The organism is Pseudomonas sp. S3_A09 (genome assembly GCF_054668065.1).
Window position 1 is genome coordinate 1,008,669 of the sequence record NZ_CP162752.1, and the last position, 21,528, is coordinate 1,030,196.

General features: G+C 59.7%; 20 protein-coding genes and 1 pseudogene. 7 read left to right on the forward strand and 14 right to left on the reverse strand.

Annotation, left to right across the window (positions count from 1 at the left end; translation table 11 throughout):
- Nucleotides 1–102: 102 nt before the first annotated feature.
- The 5 genes from AB4N92_RS04735 to sctC form a co-directional block, all read right to left on the reverse strand.
- Entirely contained in the window at nucleotides 103–1,122 is a 1,020-nt protein-coding gene (locus AB4N92_RS04735) for a quinone-dependent dihydroorotate dehydrogenase (protein WP_021491531.1), read from the reverse strand.
- Between the two features lie 84 nt (nucleotides 1,123–1,206).
- Nucleotides 1,207–1,668 carry a transglycosylase SLT domain-containing protein gene (locus AB4N92_RS04740; RefSeq protein ID WP_021491530.1) on the reverse strand — a complete coding sequence of 154 codons (462 nt, stop codon included), beginning with the start codon at nucleotides 1,666–1,668 and terminating at the stop codon, nucleotides 1,207–1,209.
- Nucleotides 1,661–2,056, reverse strand: a complete 396-nt coding sequence (locus AB4N92_RS04745) for a winged helix-turn-helix domain-containing protein (RefSeq protein WP_042571955.1) — start codon at nucleotides 2,054–2,056, stop codon at nucleotides 1,661–1,663. The genes AB4N92_RS04740 and AB4N92_RS04745 overlap by 8 nt, the downstream gene beginning before the upstream one ends.
- A 155-nt stretch (nucleotides 2,057–2,211) precedes the next feature.
- Nucleotides 2,212–2,436 (reverse strand): FliM/FliN family flagellar motor switch protein, encoded by a 225-nt coding sequence (locus tag AB4N92_RS04750; RefSeq protein ID WP_010208506.1) that lies wholly within the window; start codon nucleotides 2,434–2,436, stop codon nucleotides 2,212–2,214.
- A gap of 15 nt (nucleotides 2,437–2,451) precedes the next feature.
- Complete coding sequence (sctC, locus tag AB4N92_RS04755) at nucleotides 2,452–3,903, reverse strand: type III secretion system outer membrane ring subunit SctC (RefSeq protein ID WP_413469071.1); 1,452 nt, start codon at nucleotides 3,901–3,903, stop codon at nucleotides 2,452–2,454.
- A gap of 250 nt (nucleotides 3,904–4,153) precedes the next feature.
- Between sctC and AB4N92_RS04760 the strand changes: the two genes are divergently transcribed.
- The 5 genes from AB4N92_RS04760 (at nucleotide 4,154) to cobA (ending at nucleotide 9,778) form a co-directional block, all read left to right on the forward strand.
- Nucleotides 4,154–5,380 carry a CmpA/NrtA family ABC transporter substrate-binding protein gene (locus AB4N92_RS04760; protein ID WP_044287670.1) on the forward strand — a complete coding sequence of 409 codons (1,227 nt, stop codon included), beginning with the start codon at nucleotides 4,154–4,156 and terminating at the stop codon, nucleotides 5,378–5,380.
- A gap of 13 nt (nucleotides 5,381–5,393) precedes the next feature.
- On the forward strand, nucleotides 5,394–5,969 hold the full coding sequence (locus AB4N92_RS04765; RefSeq protein WP_010208501.1) for an ANTAR domain-containing response regulator: 576 nt from the start codon (nucleotides 5,394–5,396) through the stop codon (nucleotides 5,967–5,969).
- Nucleotides 5,970–6,126: 157 nt separating this feature from the next.
- Nucleotides 6,127–7,338 (forward strand): nitrate/nitrite transporter, encoded by a 1,212-nt coding sequence (locus tag AB4N92_RS04770; protein ID WP_010208500.1) that lies wholly within the window; start codon nucleotides 6,127–6,129, stop codon nucleotides 7,336–7,338.
- Entirely contained in the window at nucleotides 7,338–9,008 is a 1,671-nt protein-coding gene (locus AB4N92_RS04775; protein WP_010208498.1) for a bifunctional protein-serine/threonine kinase/phosphatase, read from the forward strand. The genes AB4N92_RS04770 and AB4N92_RS04775 overlap by 1 nt, the downstream gene beginning before the upstream one ends.
- 26 nt (nucleotides 9,009–9,034) lie before the next feature.
- On the forward strand, nucleotides 9,035–9,778 hold the full coding sequence (gene cobA, locus AB4N92_RS04780; RefSeq protein WP_010208497.1) for a uroporphyrinogen-III C-methyltransferase: 744 nt from the start codon (nucleotides 9,035–9,037) through the stop codon (nucleotides 9,776–9,778).
- 60 nt (nucleotides 9,779–9,838) lie between these two features.
- Here the strand turns inward: cobA and AB4N92_RS04785 are convergent, their stop codons facing one another.
- The 8 genes and pseudogenes from AB4N92_RS04785 to ppsA form a co-directional block, all read right to left on the reverse strand.
- Nucleotides 9,839–10,819, reverse strand: a complete 981-nt coding sequence (locus AB4N92_RS04785; protein WP_010208496.1) for an OmpA family protein — start codon at nucleotides 10,817–10,819, stop codon at nucleotides 9,839–9,841.
- Nucleotides 10,820–10,926: 107 nt separating this feature from the next.
- Nucleotides 10,927–11,517 (reverse strand): RNA polymerase sigma factor SigX, encoded by a 591-nt coding sequence (gene sigX / locus AB4N92_RS04790; protein ID WP_010208495.1) that lies wholly within the window; start codon nucleotides 11,515–11,517, stop codon nucleotides 10,927–10,929.
- Nucleotides 11,518–11,604: 87 nt separating this feature from the next.
- Nucleotides 11,605–12,429, reverse strand: coding sequence for a mechanosensitive ion channel family protein (locus tag AB4N92_RS04795; protein WP_003175519.1), 825 nt, complete (start codon nucleotides 12,427–12,429; stop codon nucleotides 11,605–11,607).
- Between the two features lie 2 nt (nucleotides 12,430–12,431).
- Entirely contained in the window at nucleotides 12,432–12,677 is a 246-nt protein-coding gene (locus AB4N92_RS04800) for a hypothetical protein (protein WP_010208493.1), read from the reverse strand.
- An 86-nt stretch (nucleotides 12,678–12,763) separates the two neighbouring features.
- A pseudogene (locus AB4N92_RS04805) lies at nucleotides 12,764–13,758 on the reverse strand (zinc transporter ZntB).
- A 13-nt stretch (nucleotides 13,759–13,771) separates the two neighbouring features.
- Complete coding sequence (gene rraA, locus AB4N92_RS04810) at nucleotides 13,772–14,263, reverse strand: ribonuclease E activity regulator RraA (RefSeq protein WP_010208490.1); 492 nt, start codon at nucleotides 14,261–14,263, stop codon at nucleotides 13,772–13,774.
- Between the two features lie 188 nt (nucleotides 14,264–14,451).
- Nucleotides 14,452–15,441, reverse strand: a complete 990-nt coding sequence (locus AB4N92_RS04815; RefSeq protein ID WP_010208489.1) for an alpha/beta fold hydrolase — start codon at nucleotides 15,439–15,441, stop codon at nucleotides 14,452–14,454.
- A 106-nt stretch (nucleotides 15,442–15,547) separates the two neighbouring features.
- Complete coding sequence (gene ppsA / locus AB4N92_RS04820) at nucleotides 15,548–17,923, reverse strand: phosphoenolpyruvate synthase (RefSeq protein ID WP_021491524.1); 2,376 nt, start codon at nucleotides 17,921–17,923, stop codon at nucleotides 15,548–15,550.
- Nucleotides 17,924–18,101: 178 nt separating this feature from the next.
- On the opposite strand from ppsA, the gene ppsR reads away from it, so the two are divergent.
- Nucleotides 18,102–18,920: a posphoenolpyruvate synthetase regulatory kinase/phosphorylase PpsR gene (ppsR, locus tag AB4N92_RS04825; RefSeq protein ID WP_003193298.1), complete on the forward strand. Its 819-nt coding sequence runs from the start codon at nucleotides 18,102–18,104 to the stop codon at nucleotides 18,918–18,920.
- Nucleotides 18,921–19,034: 114 nt separating this feature from the next.
- On the opposite strand, the gene AB4N92_RS04830 is transcribed toward ppsR, so the two are convergent.
- Nucleotides 19,035–20,459, reverse strand: coding sequence for an aminotransferase-like domain-containing protein (locus AB4N92_RS04830; RefSeq protein ID WP_021491523.1), 1,425 nt, complete (start codon nucleotides 20,457–20,459; stop codon nucleotides 19,035–19,037).
- A gap of 160 nt (nucleotides 20,460–20,619) precedes the next feature.
- Between AB4N92_RS04830 and AB4N92_RS04835 the strand changes: the two genes are divergently transcribed.
- Complete coding sequence (locus AB4N92_RS04835; RefSeq protein ID WP_162098521.1) at nucleotides 20,620–21,513, forward strand: DMT family transporter; 894 nt, start codon at nucleotides 20,620–20,622, stop codon at nucleotides 21,511–21,513.
- Nucleotides 21,514–21,528: the final 15 nt, after the last annotated feature.

The window sequence follows — 21,528 nt, forward strand, 5'->3', positions numbered from 1 at the left end:
ATAATCTGTGTGGGAGCGGGCTCACGAAAGCGGTGGGTCAGCCAGCCTATCTGTTACTGAAACACCGCTTTCGCGAACACGACCGCTCCTACATGAGAGGCATCAGCGCAGGGCGGCAATCGCATCCACCGACTGGCGGATCAGGGCCGGCCCTTTGTAAATGAAACCGGAGTACAACTGCACCAGGCTGGCACCCGCGGCGATCTTCTCGGCCGCGTGCTTACCTTCGGTGATGCCACCGGCGGCGATGATCGGCAAGCGTCCAGCCAGTTCGGCGGCCAGCACCTTGACGATATGAGTGCTTTGCTCGCGCACCGGAGCACCCGACAGACCGCCCGCCTCGTCACCATGGGCCAGGCCTTCGACACCTACGCGGCTGAGGGTAGTGTTGGTCGCAATCACCGCGTCCATGCCCGAATCCACCAGGGCCTGGGCGACCAATACGGTTTCTTCGTCGCTCATGTCCGGGGCAATCTTGATGGCCAGCGGCACGCGCTTGCCATGGCGCACGGCCAGGTCTTCCTGGCGCTGACGCAGGGCTTCGAGCAGTTGCTTGAGCGAGTCCCCGAACTGCAGGCTGCGCAGGCCCGGGGTGTTGGGCGAGCTGACGTTGACCGTGACGTAGCTGGCGTGGGCGTAGACTTTGTCCAGGCAGATCAGGTAATCGTCGACGGCACGCTCGACCGGCGTATCGAAGTTCTTGCCGATATTGATACCGAGGATGCCCTTGTACTTCGCCGCCTGAACCCGCGACAGCAGATGATCAACGCCCAGGTTGTTGAAGCCCATGCGGTTGATGATCGCCTCGGCTTCCGGCAGGCGGAAAATGCGCGGCTTGGGGTTGCCCGGCTGCGGTCGCGGGGTCACGGTGCCGATTTCGACGAAACCGAAACCCAGCTGTGCAAAGCCATCGATGGCCGCGCCGTTTTTATCCAGGCCAGCCGCCAACCCGACCGGGTTGGGGAAATCGAGCCCCATCACCGAGACCGGCATTTTCGCCGGTGCCTTGCATACCAGGCCATTGAGCCCCAGGCGTCCACCGGCACCGATCAGGTCCAGGGACAGATCGTGGGAAGTTTCCGGGGAGAGTTTGAACAACAGCTGGCGGGCCAGGGTATACATGGGTGGGCTAGACTCGAAGGCGGCGAAAGGTGGCGGCGATTATAGCCGGGGTGACAGGGCACGCGCGAGGCGTGAACCTCAATGTCAGTAACGGTGCGCGACCAACTGCTCGTAATACGCCCAGATTTTCTGTGCATATTGCAGGCGCAGCGCCTCACGCTCGGGCCCGGCGCCTGTTCCCACGTTATAGGAACCCACAGCTGTCCAGTTGTAACCAAAACGCTGAATGAACTCGGCCAGGATCGAAGCCCCCACCTCAACCGACAAGCATGGCTCATTGATCAAGCGGTCCTCGGTAATACCTTGCTTGAGCAGACGTGGCAGATGAATGCTGTTGATCTGCATCAGCCCGATGTCCCGGGTGCCATTACGGTTGGCATGATTCATCGCTTGCGCACGATTACCCGACTCCACGACGGCGATTGCTTGCAGCAACTCCGGCTCGATTTGGTAGTGGCTGGCGGCCTCCTCCCAGCAGTAGGCCAACGCCTGATTACTGACTATCACAGCGCCCAGCAACAAGCCCTTCCTCCAGAACCTAGCCACGTTTCAACACACCCTGGCTGACGTGGCCGCAGGCCGAACACACTTGTTCCGCACAACCCGACACTGTGCTCACCGGACAGATAAAGCGATACCCCCGGCCGTAGATCGTCTTGATAAACCCCTTGTCGGCACCGAGGTACTTGCGCAGCGAATAAATGCAGCGCGTCAACGATTCCTCGGCAACCTCCCCCTGCGGCCAGCCCAGTTCCAGCAAGCGATCCTTGGTCATCAAGGCACCACCAGACACCAACAATAGCCGCAACACCTGCCATTCCTTAGGGGGTAACTGCACATCCGACCCTTCACCCGTCAGGCGACCGTGGTCATGCAGCTTCCAACGCGCAAAAACCAGGGTAGTCGTCGCCCCTCCATCATCCTTGACAGCCATTGCTACCCCGACCTCCGACTAATGACATTGACGTCCTCATTCCAATCACTGGCCCATGTGCCCATGTCACCACTGTAAAAACCTGCCTCATGGCTCGCCCTAGGAAAAAACCCATACATCAGGCGGCGTTTGAAAAAGCACTGTAGGAGGTTTCGCTACCCTGCTCCTCCAGGCAGCCACGTCTGATACACCTCATGCAGTTCAACCCCTAGCCGGTCCTCTAACTGCACCAACTCGCCCAACGCCAGCAATTGCCCATTCACCCGAACCTCCACGCAGTGGATGATCTCTGGCATCAACGGCAACACCTTTCCGGGCGCAAAGGCTGCCAGGCGCCTGCGGCTGATCAGTTGTTCCTGTAGAAGAATTTCCAGATGCATGGGTTAACACCTTGTTTACGGTGAGACATCGCGCTGCGGCCTTACAAACGCACGCTGGACACGCTCATATTGCGCCGCAGTCATGGGCGGTGGTCCTCCCGCCTCTTCCAGCCCCTTCGACTCACTACCCACCGCCGTGGCCTGGATCACAAACAGGCGCGCCTGGGCCGGACGACCAGCCCCCCGCCCTTCTGATTCCCGTTGAAACGCCCCCAGCCACAGGCGCCTGGCCTGAGGCACTCGGACCACGCTGTTGATGCCGACTTGCCTCACCGCCGCGTTTTTCTCACGCTGGCTCGCCTCACTCATCAGGCGCCCTTCTTCCACCTCAAGACGCATCTCGATCTGGTTAGCCTCGACAAAACGCGGCAGTACGCTGACCTGGGTGCCATAACGCAGCGGTTTCCAGTCAGCGCGATCATCTCCGCGGGGTGGCAGGTAAAACGTATGATTGTCCTGGAACACCGCCGGCACATTCTCCTGAGTGAGGATCACCGGCAATGTCGTTACCTTCGCTCGTCGACGGCGCTCCAATGCACCGACCTTTGCCATAAGGTGGCTATCGTCCAAAGGAGCCAGGACTCGCGTGGTCGACGCCTTCGTTTCTTCGTCCCAGGCCAGGCCCAGCTTCTTCAATTCTTCGCGCTCAACATCCACCAGCCACAGCGAGACCTCGATCGCTCGCTTGGGGATGTCGAGTTCCGCCACCAGTTTCTGGATGAAGCTCACCTGGGCCGGCTTGCCCTTGATCAACAAGCTGTTGCTATCCGGGTAAGCGATCACGCCGAGGCTCTTGTCCGAGAGCAACCCCTTGTGTTCGCCGGCCAGGAAGGTTTCGATCATCGACGCCATCCCCGGCACGGTGACCGGGTTAGCGCGCGTACCGTACTGCCGGTCTGCCACATCGGTATTGAGCACCTGGACGACGGCAAAGGACTGAGCGCCTACCCGCAACTCCGCTCTTTGCCGGTCCATCAACTGGGCCAGACGCAGCACCTGATCGATGTAATTCGGTGGACCGGACACATAGAACGTGCGCGCTCCGCTTTCCCGCAAGGGATAGCGTGACTCATCGAGGCCCGAGCGGCGCATGAGGCTACGCAGCCTGTCGACGGAAATGTGTCGCAAGGTGACCGCAGAGTTTTTGGCTTCGCCCGCGTCATAGACATACAGCGCCTGCCCGTCGCTGTACCAGATCAACCCTTGTTGAAGTGCAAGCGCCTCCAGGGCCTGTTGTGGCGCATTGAAATCCAGGGCGGCGCTGAGACGTTTGCGTGCGACTTCGCGACTGACGACGATGGGCAACCCCAGTGGCTCCGAGAGTGCGGTGAGCACCGTGTACAGACTTTCATCCTGAGCCTGGTAAAGCGTGCCCCAGGCCAGCGCACTTCCCAGCAACAGCGCAGAAAACAGCATCCAACGGCAGTACCGGCGGAAGGAAATCGTCGCGAGAAAGTCGGCGTGCACCGTGGGGAGTTCCTGGGTGATCGGGCATTGAAGGTGTGGCCATACTGAGAGCCCGCCCGCTTTCAATCTTGATGAAAAGTTGATGACTTTCCAGGCCCACTCACCCGTGGCATGTGCCTTGCTATGAACTCTGTATCAGAGCACGCGCCAATGGCGGAGCGAGCTTACGGACAAAGGCGTCGTTACCCGCATTGGCTTACACCGCCATCTGAGGGAACGACGCTTTTTTTGAAATAAAAGGTAGGTGTTGATGAACGATTCGGATGGCAACAGCCCGATGAACGACCCGCTGGCCTGGGTCAACGGCAGTGATGCACCGGAAAAAAGCAGTCTCGACCTGGGCTTCATGGCCTTGAGCGACTGCGCCTCAATGGTGGTGGCAGCCACCCAGGGCTTCGCTCAACCCTACGGCCTGACCTTGAACCTCAAGCGCCAAACGTCCTGGGCCAACCTGCGCGACAAACTGGTCAGCGGCGAGCTGGACGCCGCCCACAGCCTGTACGGGCTGATCTACGCCGTGCACTTGGGCATCGGCGGTGTCGCCCCCACCGACATGGCCGTGCTGATGGGGCTCAACCAGAACGGCCAGAGCATCAACCTGTCCCGCGGCTTGCAGCAACAAGGGGTGATCACTCCTGAGGCACTGGATCGCCACGTGCACCAAAGCCGAACAAAACTGACCTTCGCCCAGACGTTTCCCACAGGCACCCACGCCATGTGGTTGTATTACTGGCTGGCGAGCCAGGGCATTCACCCGTTGCAGGACGTGGACAGCGTGGTGGTCCCGCCGCCGCAAATGGTTGCGCACCTGCAAGCCGGACGCATCGATGGCTTTTGTGTCGGCGAGCCCTGGTGCGCCAGCGCGGTAAAGCAGAACCAAGGGTTTACCCTGGCGACGACCCAGGCGATCTGGCCGGATCATCCGGAAAAGGTGCTCGGCTGCACTCAGGCTTTCGTGGACCAGTATCCCAACACTGCACGCGTGCTGGTGATGGCGATCCTGGAGGCCAGCCGCTTTATCGAAGAAAGCAGCGAAAACCGCCGCTCCACCGCGCAATTGCTCAGTGGCCGCGAATACCTCGACGCCCCGCTTGACTGCATCGAGCCGCGCCTGCTGGGGACCTATGACGACGGCCTGGGCAATCACTGGCAGGATCCCCACGCGCTGCGATTTTTTGCCGACGGTGAAGTGAACCTGCCCTACCTCTCTGATGGCATGTGGTTCATGACCCAGTTCCGGCGGTGGGGTCTGTTGCGCGAAGACCCCGACTACCTCGGCGTTGCGCGCCAGGTGCAGCAACTGCCGCTGTATCGCCAGGCCGCCGCTGCGCTGGGTATCGCCACAAAACACCCGGACATGCGCAGCAGCCAATTGATCGACGGCAAAGTCTGGGACGGCTCCGACCCCGCCGGCTATGCCCGCAGCTTCCGCCTGCACGCCCTGGCCGATACCACCCACCGCCAAGCCTTGCGCTGACAGGAGGACGTCCATGCTGCGAATCCTGCTGATCAACGACACGCCGCGCAAAGTAGGCCGACTCAGGACTGCGCTGATCGAAGCCGGTTTTGACGTCATCGATGAGTCGGGCCTGACCATCGACCTGCCCGCGCGCGTCGAAACGGTGCGCCCGGATGTGATCCTGATCGATACCGAGTCACCGGGCCGCGATGTAATGGAGCAAGTGGTGCTGGTCAGTCGTGACCAACCCCGGCCCATCGTGATGTTCACCGACGAACACGACCCGAACGTGATGCGCCAGGCGATCAAGTCCGGCGTCAGCGCCTATATCGTCGAAGGCATCCAGGCCCAGCGCCTGCAGCCGATCCTTGACGTGGCCATGGCCCGATTCGAAAGCGATCAGGCCTTGCGCGCGCAGCTCCAGGCGCGGGACCAACAGTTGGCCGAGCGCAAGCGCATCGAGTTGGCCAAGGGCATGTTGATGAAAATGAAGGACTGCAATGAGGAAGAGGCCTACACCCTGATGCGCCGCCAAGCCATGAGCCGCCAGCAGAAACTGATTCAGGTGGCAGAGCAGATTATCGCCATGAGTGAGCTGCTTGGCTGATGTGGCGCAGCTCTTGCTAAGGATTGATCACAGGTAGCCAACGGCGGTTGCCCCTCCACGACAAAGACGTCGCACACCCGGTTTGCTCACGCGAACCCGGTGGCGGCGTTTTTTCGTTTTGGCCTTCTTACAAGACTCCCAACCGTTGAGGTGCGTGATGAAATCAAGCTTCTGGAAATCCGGGCACACCCCGACCCTGTTTGCCGCGTTCCTGTATTTCGACCTGAGCTTTATGGTCTGGTACCTGCTGGGCCCACTGGCCGTGCAGATTGCCGCCGACCTGCACCTGACCACTCAACAACGCGGCCTGGTGGTCGCTACACCGATTCTCGCGGGCGCGGTGTTGCGCTTTCTGATGGGCATGCTGGCGGATAAGCTGTCGCCGAAGACGGCCGGCCTGATTGGCCAGGTGATTGTCATCTGCGCCCTGTTCGGCGCCTGGAAACTTGGGATCCACAGCTACGAACAAGCGCTGTTGCTGGGCTTGTTTCTCGGCATGGCCGGTGCATCGTTTGCGGTCGCACTGCCGCTGGCCTCCCAATGGTATCCAGCGGAACACCAGGGCAAAGCCATGGGCATCGCGGGCGCGGGCAACTCCGGCACGGTGTTCGCCGCGTTGCTGGCACCGGTATTGGCGGCCGCCTTTGGCTGGAGCAACGTGTTCGGCTTCGCGCTGATCCCCTTGGTGCTGACCCTGATTGTCTTTGCCTGGCTGGCGCGCAATGCACCAGAACGGCCGAAGGCGAAGTCCATGGCCGACTACTTCAAGGCCCTGGGCGACCGTGACAGCTGGTGGTTCATGTTTTTCTACAGCGTTACCTTTGGGGGCTTTATCGGCCTGGCCAGCGCCCTGCCCGGTTATTTCAACGACCAATACGGCCTGAGCCCGGTGACCGCTGGTTACTACACCGCCGCCTGTGTCTTTGGCGGTAGCCTGATGCGCCCACTGGGCGGCGCGCTGGCGGACCGCTTCGGCGGGATCCGTACGCTGCTGGGCATGTACAGCGTGGCGGCGATCTGTATCGCAGCGGTGGGTTTCAACCTACCGAGTCCCGTTGCGGCGCTCGCGCTCTTCGTCTGCACCATGCTGGGTCTCGGCGCAGGAAACGGCGCAGTGTTCCAACTCGTGCCGCAGCGTTTCCGCCGTGAAATCGGCGTGATGACCGGCCTGATCGGCATGGCCGGCGGTATCGGCGGCTTTGCCTTGGCGGCGGGCATGGGTGCGATCAAGCAAAGCACCGGCAGCTATCAGCTGGCGTTGTGGTTGTTCGCCAGCCTGGGCGTGCTGGCCTGGTTCGGCCTGCACGGCGTGAAGCGTCGCTGGAGAACCACCTGGGGCTCGGCTGCCGTCACGGCTGCGCGGGTCTGATGAGCCTGCAACTGAGCGTCGCCCAGGCCAGTGCCATCGGGCCACGGACGGAAAATCAGGACGCACTGCGGGTGGTCACGCCTGTGGCCGAACTGGCGGCGAGCAAAGGCTACTTATGTGCCATCGCCGATGGGGTGAGCCAGTGCGCCGACGGCGGCCTGGCTGCGCGCTCGACCTTGCAGGCGCTGGCCCTGGACTACTACGCCACGCCGCAAACCTGGGGCGTGGCCCAGGCCCTGGAGCGGTTGCTACTGGCACAGAATCGCTGGCTGCAAGCCAATGGCGGTGGCCAGCCTCTGTTGACCACCCTGAGTGCGCTGGTGTTTCGCGGCCAGCGTTTTACCCTGGCGCATGTCGGCGATTGTCGGGCGTATCGTTGGTTCGCTGGCCAATTACAGCGCATCACCGAGGATCACGTGTGGGAGCAACCGGGCATGCAGCACGTGCTCAAGCGCGCCCTTGGCCTGGATCAGCATCTGGTGGTGGATTTTCTCGACGGTCAGCTGCGTGAAGGCGAATGTTTCCTGTTGGTCAGTGATGGCGTGTGGGCAACCCTGGGTGATCCCAGTATCCAGACGATTTTGCGCGAACAAACAGACATGGAATTGGCGGTCAACACCCTGGTGAATGCCGCGCACCTGGCAGGCAGCCAGGACAATGCCAGCGCGCTGCTCGTGCGTATCGACGCCCTCGGCGCAGCCACCCTCGGCGATGCGCTGGTGCAGTTGCAGCAATGGCCACTGCCGCCCTTGTTGAAAGCCGGGCAACACTTTGAAGGCTGGCAGGTGGAAAGCGTATTGGCGCAAAGCCGGCAGTCATTGCTCTACCGGGTGCGCGATGCCCAGCAGCAACCCTGGCTGCTGAAAACCCTGCCCTTGAGCCGCGACGATGATCACGACGCCGGCCAGGCCTTACTGTCGGAGGAATGGTTTCTGCGGCGGGTTGCGGGGCGGGCGTTCCCTGAGGTCCATGCCGGTAGCGCGCGTCAGCATTTGTATTATGTGATGCGTGAGTATTCGGGCCAGACCCTGGCCGAACTGTTCCAGCGTCAAGGCCCACTGCCCTTGGCACAATGGCAGGCAATAGCCGAACGTCTGCTGCGGGCCGTGGGCATTTTGCACCGTCGGCAGATCCTGCATCGCGACCTCAAGCCCGAAAACCTGCTGCTGGGGGAAGACGGCGAATTACGTGTGTTGGATTTCGGCCTGGCGTATTGCCCAGGCCTGTCTGAAGACCACGTCCATGCGCTGCCGGGCACGCCTAGCTTTATTGCACCTGAAGCCTTCAACGGCGAGCGCCCTACGACTCAACAGGACTTATACAGCGTAGGCGTAACCTTGTATTACCTGCTGACCGGACATTACCCCTACGGCGAAATCGAGGCCTTCCAACGGCCCCGGTTCACTCAGCCTGTCAGCGCCAGCCGCTACCGCCCCGACCTGCCGGATTGGCTTCCCCTCAGCCTGGAACGGGCCGTGGCCGCCCATCCAGCCCATCGCTATGAAACCGCCGAAGAGTGGTTGCGCGTGCTGGAACAGGCTGACCGGCAGGAACTGAGTGTCCGCCCCAAGCCATTGCTGGAGCGTGAACCCTTGAAGGTCTGGCGCACGCTGGCGCTGCTTTCGCTGTTGATCAATCTGGTGCTGTTGTACTCACTCTTTCACCGCTGATGTCATCCCTGGACGAGGAACACCCTATGAATGCAAAAGTCTGGCTGGTGGGCGCGGGTCCGGGTGACCCGGAGTTGCTGACCCTCAAGGCGGTACGCGCCCTGCGTGAGGCCGATGTGGTGCTGATCGATGACTTGGTCAACCCGGCCGTGCTGGAACATTGCACGAACGCGCGGGTGGTCACCGTGGGGAAACGCGGTGGCTGCCGGTCGACCCCGCAAGATTTCATCCACCGGCTGATGCTGCGCTATACGCGCCAGGGCAAGTGCGTGGTACGCCTCAAAGGCGGCGACCCGTGCATTTTCGGACGCGGCGGTGAAGAGGCGATGTGGTTGCGTGAACGGGGCGTCGAGGTGGAGTTGGTCAACGGCATTACCGCAGGGTTGGCAGGCGCGACGAATTGCGCGGTGCCACTGACCTTGCGCGGCGTGAGTCGGGGCGTGACGCTGGTCACGGCGCATACCCAGGACGACAGCAGCCTGAATTGGCGTGCGCTGGCAGAAGGTGGGACAACCCTGGTGGTGTACATGGGCGTGGCGAAGCTGGAGGAAATTTGCCAGCAACTGCTGGACGGCGGGATGGCGGCGGATATGCCAGTGGCGATGATCGAGAACGCATCGCTGCCCCAGCAAAGGGAATGTCGCAGCGCGCTGTGGCGTATGCACGAAGATGCACAGGCATTTGCCTTGAAAAGCCCGGCCATCCTGGTGATTGGCCGTGTTGCAGCCCCAGGCCAGGCCGCTTGCCTCGCTCAGGCCGTGAGCGCCTGAGGCAAATCACAGGCGAAAAAAAGCCCGGCCTAAGCCGGGCTTTTTTCTACCACTCAGTAATTACTGAGCTTGAGCTTCAACCGACGCTTCTACGCGACGGTTAACAGCGCGACCAGCTTCAGTTGCGTTGTCAGCAACTGGGCGGGACTCACCGTAACCTACTGCGGTGATACGGCTAGGAGCAACGCCGTCTTTAACCAGGACTTGCTTAACAGCGTCAGCACGACGCTGGGACAGCTTCTGGTTGTAAGCGTCTGGACCTACGGAGTCAGTGTGACCAGCAACTTCTACGTTGGTAGCTGGGTACTGAGCCATGAAGTCGGCCAGGTTTTTCACGTCGCCGTAGCTGTTAGGCTTAACAACGGATTTGTCGAAGTCGAACTTGACGTCCAGCTCAACACGAACAACCTGAGCAACTGGAGCTTCTGGCTCTGGAGTTGGCTCTGGAGCTGGTGCTGGGGTAGGAGCTGGAGCAACTGCGCCAGCGTTACCGCCGAAGTTCACGCCCAGGCCGACCAGTGCGGAGTAGTCCCACTTGCCGTTGTCCAGACCGTAGTCAGCTTCAACACCGGCACGAGCGTACAGGTTGTTGGTGAAGTAGTACTTCACGCCAGTACCAACGGTAGCGAAGGTAGTCTGGTCGCGACCGCTGTGGCCGTCAGCTTGAACGTTGGTACGGCTCTGGTGGCCGAAACCGCCCTCTACGTATGGACGCAGGCTGTCTACGCCAGCTTGACCGAAGTGATACTGGGCAACCAGGCTGCCGGTATCGCCTTTGATCTTCTGGTTACCAGTACCGTCGTTCGAACGGGTGTGGTTGGTCTTGTCGTAGGACAGGTTCAAGGACAGGTCGTCGGTCAGGAAGTAACCGATGCGAGCGCCAGGATTGAAGCCGTCTTCGATGTGCTTGACGCTATCGTTGTACTGCTTCTTGTAGAACAGCTCGCCTTCAACTGCGCCTTGGCCTTGTGCCAGAACGCCGAAAGAAGTAGCGGCAATAAGAGAACCAATGGCCAAGCCCAAGGTGTTTTTCAGTTTCATCCGTTAAATCCCCATCTGGTGATTGTAAAGCAGTCCCACAAACCGGGGGACAACTCGGCGACAAGTCTAACAGAACTTGCCTACACGTAAGAGATATTTGCCACGCACTAAGTTTCAGTCTCGCCCGCAAATTTCTCACGTAATTTATCAAGAGCACGTTTGTAACGCATTTTTGTAGCACTCAAACCCATGTGCATGATGTCAGCGATTTCCTGGAATTCTAGCTCTGCGACAAATCGTAGCACCAGAATTTCCCGGTCAATCGGGTTCACATACACCAACCAGCGATCAAGTCCACCCTTCTCCTCGGGTGCCGGCGCCTTTTCTTCAGACGCCTCCTCAAGGGGGTCAAGACTCAACGCGTCCATCAAGCGACGCTTTCGCCGTTCCTTCCGATACTGCGTGATGCACTCGTTGTACGTGATGCTGTATAGCCATGTCTTGAACTTCGATTTGCCCTCGAAGTTCTTCAGGCCGTACAGCACCTTGAGCATCACTTCCTGACAGACATCATCCGCATCTCTATCGTTCCCTAAATACCTTGAACAAACGTTGAACAAAGTGCGTTGATATCTGCGCATCAATTCTTCGTACGCGCGAGTTACGTGAAACAGCTCCGTGTGCGAGCGCGCGACCAACTCCTCATCAGAGAGCTCACGGGGGTCATAGCGCGTGGACAACGTTTGGGCTTTATTCAAAACAAGTCGTGCCGACAGTCAGGTCAATGTCCGCCACAACCCGGTCAGCCGGGCCAGCGGCGGCGTACATTAGCAGGGTTTGCCGGTTTAGCGGCTACTGACCTGCTGCTCCAGGAGAATCCGATTGGACAGCGACACCAGGTCTCCGTCATCGGTCAGCACCGTCGTCTTGACCGTACCGATCTCCTCAATTTGCCCTTCGACCTCGCCCACACGCACCTGTTGCCCAACCTGATATAACTCACGCACATAGATTCCCGCAAGAATCTGACCGGCAATTTCCCGGCTTCCCAAGCCCATGGCCAGCGCAACGGCCAGACCAACGGTAATCAAAACGATCACAATCACATGGTTGAGCAGGTCAGTCTTGACCTCCAACTGGCTGATCGCGACCGAAATACTGATGATGATCACCAGTCCCTGGGCGATTCGTCCCAGGCCGGCAGCATAATCCAAACCCACGCCTTCGGCAGCGCCGCGCACCAGCCCATTGGCCAGTTGCGCCAGCAAAACACCTACCAGCAATACCAGCGCGCCGCCGAAAACCTTCGGCAAATACAGCGCCAGCATGTCGAGCGTAGCTGAAACTCGCTCAAGTCCAAGCGATTGAGCCGCAGAAACCAGAAAAATCAGCAAAACAAACCAATAAACGATCTTGCCGATCAAGGTGGAGATCGGCACCTGCAACCCTGCGCGACCCAGCAGCTTGGTCAGGCCGGTGCCTGCCATCAAGCGATCCAGGCCCAGTTTTGCGAGCAATTTGGACAGCAGGGTGTCGAGCAACTTGGCCACGACAAAGCCCAGCAACACCAGCACCAGGGCACCAAACAGGTTGGGAATGAAATTCGCCACCTTGGTCCACAATGCGGTCATCGCGGTGACCAGGCTCTGGGTCCAGAGATCAAGTTCCATATTCAATCAGCCTTATCAGCAGTGCGAGCAAGAGATTTACGACGGGACACGGGCGATACATGGGCCGAACCATTGTTCAGGGCCATCATCAGCGCCGGCACCCAACGGCCGAGCAGACCGAACAGGTCACCCGCCCCCACCTGACGGTTGGCGGTTTTCAACACGCGGCCCAGGCAAGCATCGTCGTCGCGGTTGGACGGCGAGGCATTGAGCATGTCACGCAAAGACTGTTCGAACGGATCGTGCATAAAAACCTCTCGCAAGTGTTTTAAAAGACGAGGGTAAAATTATTGGGGTCACATACGCCCCTTCCTACGTTCAGGTCATATTCAGCTCAAACCCAGCGCAGTCGTCGAAAAAGCCACCATTGTCCGAGCGCCACCGAGACCATTAACAGGCACGCAACCATGAATCCATAGGGGCTGGAGGAGAACGGAATCCCCCCACATTGATCCCCAGCAGACCGGTCAAAAAACTCATCGGCAGAAAGATCCCAGTGATGATCCCGAAGCGGTACATGGTGCGATTCATGCGCACGCTCAAACGCCGGTCTTCAGCCTCCAGCACAAGCCCCACGCGCTCTCGGGTCAATTCGAGCTCTTCCAGATAGCGGGTCAGGCTGTTGTTCAATTCGTTCCAGTAGTCGGCATCGTCGTCACAGAACCACGGCAATTTGATCCGCGTGAGCTGGGCAAAAATATCCCGTTGCGGCGCCAAAAATCGCTTCAGCCCTGCGGCTCGTCGACGGATCTGTAGAACGCTGCCATGTTCCGGGGTATACCGTTCGTCGGTATCGAGTTTTTCTTCCTCTGCGTCGACGATTTCAGACAGGTCGGAGACCAAATCCTGCACTTTATTGGTCAGGTACTGCGCCATATAAAGGATGAGTTCCGACGCGGTCTTAGGCCCCTTGCCGTCCGCCAATTGCACCAACAGCTCGTCAGTGGCGCGCAACGGCCGCAGGCGCAGGGAAATAACGCGGCTGGCGGCAGCAAAGATGCGCACCGAGACCATGTCTTCCGGCTCTGCACCGGGGTTGAGGTTGACCCCGCGCAGGAACAGCAGCAATTCGGAGTCCGGCAGCGCCAACAGGCGCGGACGGGTGTTCTCCTCCAGCAACAAGTCACAGGCAAATTCGCTCAAGCCGCTGGATTTGCGCAGCCAGGTCTGGGTTTGCGGGTGACTGCGATCCCAATGCAGCCACAGGCTTTCCTGGGGCTGCAGTTGCAATTCGTCGAGCTCAGTCCGGGCAATCGAACGCGCACCGCCTTTACCGTCCAGCACCAGGGCATGCACCAGGCCCCATTGCGCGTTTTCTTCCTCGAACATCCTTACCCCTGTCTTATTCAGGCATTTTCAGCGGGCTGGGGGAAACGATCACGCCATTGTTATCGGCGTAGATGTATTCACCCGGACGAAAGGTCACACCTGCGAACGTGACGACCACGTTCAGGTCGCCAATACCGCGCTTGTCAGTCTTCATCGGATGGCTGGCGAGGGCCTGTACGCCCAGATCTGTCTGGGCAATGACGTCAACATCACGGATGCAACCGTAGATCACCAGCCCTTCCCAGCCGTTCTTCGCCGCTTTCTCGGCGATCATATCGCCCAGCAGCGCGCGACGCAGGGAACCACCGCCGTCGACCACCAGCACCTTGCCGGCACCCGGCTGATCGGCTTGTTCCTTGACCAGGGAGTTATCTTCGAAACACTTGATGGTGACGATCTCGCCGCCGAAGGAGTCCCGGCCGCCGAAGTTGCTGAACATCGGTTCGAGCACCTGCACCAGGTCTGGGTAGGCGTCGCACAGGTCGGGGGTCACGTAATGGTTCATTGAAAAATTCCTTTCTGTCAAAGAAGTGTCTTTCGAAAGAAGCGCCAGCCCAAGCAGGTGCGAAACATCCCATCCGCCTCGCCGCAACGCAATAGCCACTGCGCGACTGAATATGACCAGAAGCGTTTAACGCGTCATATCTTAGCCGCAACCACACACAAGCGAAACGCCCTTGGCAGAGCACCGCCTCAAACCGCGGCCCGCACCTCGGCCTGTGCGCCTGACAGCGGTGTGAGCGGATCTTTCAGCCACTGCGCCACCAACGGCCACACTTCGGACTGGGCAGCTTTGCTGACGAGCATCTCCACATGCCCGAAATCCCCGGTAAAGCCTTGTTGTCGGCCCAGGCACAGGTACTGACGGTGCTCGGAGCCCATTTGCTCGAACAGCTTGCGACAGGCCCAGTCGGGGTCTTGATGATCCCCGGCTGCGCTGACGGCCAACAGCGGCACATCAACCTCAGCCAAGCCTTTCCACCAATCATTCTTGCCTTCGCCAAAGCGGCCAAACAGGCCATTCCAGCGCATAGCTTCGATCATCACGCCCGCCGGTTCGTCCTCGGGGCCCCGCTTCAGGCGCGAGCCAGAGACCTCGCCGAAGCGTTTCAACAGCAAGCGGCCCGTCCACTCAACCGGTGGCAGTTTCAACGGCCAATGAGTGCGACTGACCTGGCAGCCAAACAGCGCCACCGACGCCACTGCCGGCGCACCAAGGTGCTGCCCGCCAAGAGCGGCCGCCAAGCTGGTACCGCCCAGCGAATGGCCGATCCAATGGGGAATCTGCCCGCTTTGCTCACGCACGAATGCGCCGATGGCCGGCAAATCATAACGCGCATAGTCAGCGACGCGGTTGCGCGCGTAGTCATGATTGCGCTTGGACAGGCCATGGCCGCGCATTTCCGGGATCCAGACATCAAACCCCTCGCGCGCCAAGTAAGCGCCCAGGCCGATACCCTTGGGCGAGTACCAGAAACGCCGATTGGAAAAACTGCCATGCAACAAAATGACCGGGATGCCCCGGTTTTCCGGGACATCGGCCAGGCCCAAACGGGTAACCGCCAGCTCGACGGTACCGTCGGGACTGTTACCGGGTTTGAGCCGGTACACGTCTTCACTCAGGTCGCCACGACGTTCAGCGCTGATCAGGGCGACGGGAAACAGGTTGCTGCTGCTTTGCATAATGCTCTTGCACAAAAAAGGGCGGCGTCCGGAAGGAATTCCGCCCTGCACAGATAAGAATGCCGGTCACCCACAACGGGTGACCGGCACTTTTGACGTGACGGTCTTAGGCGGACGCTTGGCCTTCCGCCAGGAAGAACCAGGTTTCCAGCACGGAATCGGGGTTCAGCGAAACGCTTTCGATGCCCTGCTCCATCAGCCATTTGGCCAGGTCAGGGTGATCGGAAGGGCCTTGGCCGCAGATACCGATGTATTTGCCGGCCTTGTTGCAGGCCTGGATGGCATTGGCCAGCAGCTTCTTGACCGCAGGATTTCGCTCGTCGAACAGGTGCGCAATGATCCCGGAGTCACGGTCCAGGCCCAGGGTGAGCTGGGTCAGGTCGTTGGAGCCGATGGAGAAACCGTCGAAGAATTCCAGGAACTCCTCGGCCAGGATGGCGTTGGACGGCAGTTCACACATCATGATTACGCGCAGGCCGTTTTCGCCACGGGACAGGCCGTTTTCAGCCAGCAAGTCGACCACTTGGCTCGCCTCGCCCAGGGTACGCACGAACGGCACCATGATCTCGACGTTGGTCAGGCCCATCTCGTTGCGCACACGCTTGAGGGCGCGGCATTCGAGCTCGAAGCAGTCGCGGAACGCTTCGCTGATGTAACGCGAGGCGCCACGGAAACCTAGCATCGGGTTTTCTTCTTCCGGCTCATAGAGCTTGCCGCCGATCAGGTTGGCGTATTCGTTGGACTTGAAGTCCGACAGGCGCACGATGACCTTTTTCGGGTAGAACGCCGCCGCGAGGGTGCTGATGCCTTCCACCAGTTTCTCGACGTAGAAACCTACCGGGTCGTTGTAGCCGGCGATGCGCTTGTCGACGCTTTCCTTGATGTCCAGCGGCAGGCCGTCGTAGTTCAACAGGGCCTTGGGGTGCACGCCGATCATGCGATTGATGATGAACTCCAGGCGGGCCAGGCCCACACCGGCGTTCGGCAACTGCGCGAAGTCAAAGGCGCGGTCCGGGTTGCCGACGTTCATCATGATCTTGAACGGCAGGTCCGGCATGGCGTCGATGGAGTTTTGCTTGATATCGAAGCCCAGCTCACCTTCGAAGATGAAACCGGTGTCGCCTTCGGCACAGGAAACGGTGACGCCCTGGCCATCTTTGAGCAGTTGGGTCGCGTTGCCGCAGCCCACGACCGCAGGAATCCCAAGTTCACGGGCGATGATCGCCGCATGGCAGGTACGCCCGCCACGGTTGGTGACGATGGCGCTGGCGCGCTTCATCACCGGTTCCCAGTCCGGGTCGGTCATGTCGGAGACCAGTACGTCGCCTGGCTGGACTTTGTCCATCTCGGACACGTCCTTGATGATCCGCACCTTGCCGGCACCGATACGCTGGCCGATGGCACGGCCTTCCACCAGCACAGTGCCGGTTTCTTTGAGCAGGTAGCGCTCCATGACATTGGCCGAGGTACGGCTTTTCACGGTTTCCGGACGGGCCTGCACGATGTACAGCTTGCCGTCGTCACCGTCTTTGGCCCACTCGATGTCCATCGGGCACTTGTAGTGCTTTTCGATGATCATCGCTTGTTTGGCCAATTCGCTGACTTCAGCGTCGGTCAGGCAGAAACGCGCGCGTTCAGCCTTGTCGACTTCAACGGTTTTCACCGAGCGACCGGCCTTGGCCTCGTCGCCGTAGATCATTTTGATGGCTTTGCTGCCCAGGTTGCGGCGCAGGATGGCCGGGCGGCCCGCTTCGAGGGTGCCCTTGTGTACGTAGAATTCGTCGGGGTTGACCGCGCCTTGTACGACGGTTTCGCCCAGGCCGTAGGCGCCGGTGATGAACACCACATCACGGAAGCCCGATTCGGTATCGAGGGTGAACATCACGCCGGCGGTGCCGGTTTCCGAACGCACCATGCGCTGCACACCGGCAGACAGGGCCACCAGCTTGTGGTCGAAACCCTGGTGTACGCGGTAGGAAATGGCGCGATCGTTGAACAGCGAAGCGAATACTTCCTTGGCCGCGCGGATCACGTTTTCCACGCCGCGGATGTTCAGGAAAGTTTCTTGCTGGCCGGCGAAGGAGGCGTCCGGCAAGTCTTCGGCGGTGGCCGAGGAGCGCACGGCAACGGCGACGTCCGGGTTACCGGCCGACAGCGTGGCGAAGGCGGTGCGAATTTCTTCGTTGAGCTTCTCTGGGAACTCGGCTTCCATGATCCATTGGCGGATCTGGGCACCGGTCTTGGCCAGGGCATTGACGTCATCGACGTCCAGGGCGTCCAGCGCGGCGTGGATCTGAGCATTGAGGCCGCTCAGTTCGAGGAAATCGCGGTAAGCCTGGGCCGTGGTGGCGAAACCACCGGGCACCGACACACCAGCGCCTGCAAGATTACTGATCATCTCGCCGAGGGATGCGTTCTTGCCCCCCACGTGCTCTACATCATGGACGCCGAGCTTATCGAGGGAAACTACGTACTCTACCAAGGTGATCTCTCCACTAACTGTGTTGGAAAAGCTCAGGACGCCGGCTGCTCAGTAGGAGCGAGTGCCAGCGCTTGTGGCCTGGACCTGGAAAATAAGTGAGAATGCGGCCCACTGCGGGACGGCAAAATCGCGCCTATCATATCCAAGATTCGCCATCAGCTTAAGGCCCAGGGCTCAAATGAAACGATCTGCTTTCTTTATCTCCGACGGCACGGGCATCACAGCCGAAACATTGGGTCAAAGCCTGCTCGCGCAGTTCGAAAACATTACCTTCGCCAAATTTACGCGGCCGTACATCGACAGCGTGGATAAAGCGCGGGCCATGGTACAACAAATCAATCTGGCGGCTGAAAAAGACGGTTTTCGTCCGATCATTTTCGACACCATCGTCAATCAAGACATTCGTGAGATTCTCGCAACGTCGAATGGTTTCATGATCGACATTTTCTCGACATTCCTGGCGCCACTGGAACAAGAGCTGAGTGAGCATTCGTCGTACTCGGTAGGAAAGTCCCATTCCATTGGGCACAACTCCAACTATATGGAGCGTATCGAGGCGGTGAACTTCGCCCTCGACAACGACGACGGCGCCCGCACCCACTACTACGACAAGGCCGACCTGATCCTGGTGGGCGTGTCCCGCTGCGGCAAAACGCCCACCTGTCTGTACATGGCCATGCAATTCGGCATCCGCGCGGCAAACTACCCGCTGACCGAAGACGACATGGAGCATTTGACGCTGCCGGCCGCCCTGCGTGCGCATTCGCATAAGCTGTTTGGGCTGACCATCGACCCGGACCGGCTGACGGCGATCCGCAATGAGCGCAAGCCCAACAGCCGGTATTCCAGCTATGCACAGTGCGAGTTCGAAGTCCGCGAAGTAGAAAATCTGTTCCGCCGCGAGAATATTGCGCATATCAATTCCACGCATTTTTCGGTGGAAGAGATTTCCGCGAAGATTCTAGTGGAGAAAGGCGTGGAGCGTAGATTCAAATAGTTGTGTCGTCCGGACCGGCCCTTCGCAGGCAAGCCAGCTCCCACATTTGACCATACTCCACCCTACAACGCGGTCGAATGTGGGCGGGCTTGCTCGCGAAGAACGATCACGCAGTTATAGGTGAAACCTTCCACCGCCCTGCCCCAACGCGGTCGCCAGCGCATCAAACCCCGCCCTCAGCAACTGATCATCCCCCGACGTATTGCAGATACTCGCCCGAATGAACTGCGGCACCGCCGTCTGTCCCACGGCGAACGCCTCGGCGGTGGCGATCAGGTAATTATTCTGCTTGAGCTCCGCCTCAATTTCCGACGCCCGCCATGGCTCCGGCACTTCAATCCAGAAATGTGGGCTGTTGAGGTGGGTGCGGTATTCCAGCCCGGTCAGCAAGTCGCGCACCAAGGCTTTGCGTCGGCTGATCTCGTTGATTTGTTGGCGCAGCAGGTATTCCGCCGTGCCGTTTTCGATCCACTGGGTAGCCAGTTCCAGGGTGACGGGCGTGGCCATCCAGCAAGTCGAACGCAGCGCCGCCGAAATACGGCTGACCAACGCCGGTGGCGCATGCACATAGCCCACACGCAGCCCGGCTGACACGGCTTTGCTGAGGCTGCTGATCAAAATCGTCCGTTCCGGGGCGAAATGACTGAGGGGCGGCGGCCGGTCTTCGACCAATACACCGTGGGCTTCGTCTTCAAGAATCAGCAGATTGTGCTCGCGACACACTTTGACCAATGCTTCGCGGCGCGCCACCGAAAGTACCGCTGTGGTGGGGTTCTGAATAGTCGGGGTGCAGTACAGCGCTGAAACCCGGTGATTTCGACAGACTTCGTCCAGCGCACTCGGCAGCACGCCTTCTTCGTCCATCTCCAGGCCGATCAACCGGATACCCAGCATCCGCGCAGCGGTGATCAGGCCCGGATACGTCAGTTGCTCGGTGACCACCGTATCGCCGGCCCGCAACAGCGCCATCATCGAGCACAGCAAGCCGTGCTGGCCGCCATTGACGCAAATAACTTGTTCGGGGATCGGGTGAAAATCACGCTGCACCAGCCATTGCGCGCCCGCTTCACGGTAGCGCGGCAGGCCGGCATCCGGGGTGTAGGCACTGATGTCCTGGAGGAATTTGGTGTTGGTCGACAGGGTCTGGAAGCTCTGGGCCAGGAAAACGGTCTCTTGACCCGGAATGTGCATATTGCGGCTCATGTCGAAGTACTGGCGCGGCTCTTCGCTGAAATTGCGAAAGCCTTCGTCGCGCTGGCGCTCCATTCCACGCTTGCGCACGAAGGTGCCGTCACCGACGCGCGCCACAACCAGCCCCAGGCGTTCCAGTTCGCCGTAGGCTCGGCTGATGGTGCCGATCGTCACACCCAGGTTGTCGGACAGCACCCGATGGGGCGGCAGTTTTCGTCCTGGTTCAATCAAGCCTTCAAGGATGCCCCGTTCCATGACATCGGACAGGCGCTTGTACTTCACGCCCTGACCGTTGGACAACCCCTCACGCATAATTGACACCATGTCAATATTTGTTTTGACAGCCATCTTTCGCCCTAATAGTGTGCTTTTACGGGTTCAATCGCCGAATTTTACAACTCATTACAAGCTCAATATAGAGTTCAATTCCGGCTCAGGGAAGCAATAAACGATGCCAATGTCCGCCGTTCTCGAAAACACCGCCAAGACCAAAACCCAAAAACAGTGGTTGGCCGGGCTGATCACCAGCGTGATGTTCCTGATCGTGTGCCTGAGTTGGGGCACCACGTGGCTGGGGATCAAGATCGCGGTGGAGAGCGTGCCGCCACTGACGTCCGCCGGTCTGCGCTTCCTGATCGCCTTCCCGTTGTTCCTGTGTTTTGCCATGGTGCGTCGCGAGCCGATCCTGTTCCCCCGTGAAAGCCGCTGGTTCTTCGTGTTCGTGACCCTGTCCTACTTCAGCGTGCCCTACTACCTGCTCAATTATGGCGAGATGCACGTGTCGTCCGGCCTTACGGCGCTGCTGTTCAGCTGCATGCCGGTGTTCATCCTGATCTTCTCCGCATTGTTCCTGCGCGAGCGCATCTACCTTTCCCAGGTGGTTGGCATCGGCATCGGTTTCGGCAGCCTCTACATGATCATCAAGAGCCAGGGCCTGCACCTGGACCATGCGGAGTTCTTCGGCGTACTGGCAATCCTCACCGCCGCGATCATGCATGCCCTGTGCTACGTGATTACCAAGCAGAAAGGCAGCGCGATCAGTGTGATCACCTACAACACCCTGCCCATCGGCATTGCCGGGCTGATGCTGTTCGTCGCCGGACTGTGGTTTGAAACGCCGACCTTCGAAGCCATCACTCTCCGTTCCTGGGGCGCGCTGTTCTACCTGGGCCTGGTGGCTTCGGTGGGCGGCTTCATCGTTTACTTCATGCTGCTCAAGCGCTTGAGCCCGATCATCCTGTCGTTTGTGTTCATCATCTTTCCGGTGTTCGCGGTCATCATCGGCGCCTGGTACGAAGGCGTATCGATTTCCCGCGACCTGATGCTGTATTCGGCCATCCTGCTGGCCGGTTTTGCGATCACCAAATTGCCGGTAGAAAAACTCCTGGCCAAGAAAAATTGACCCTTCTACAACCCT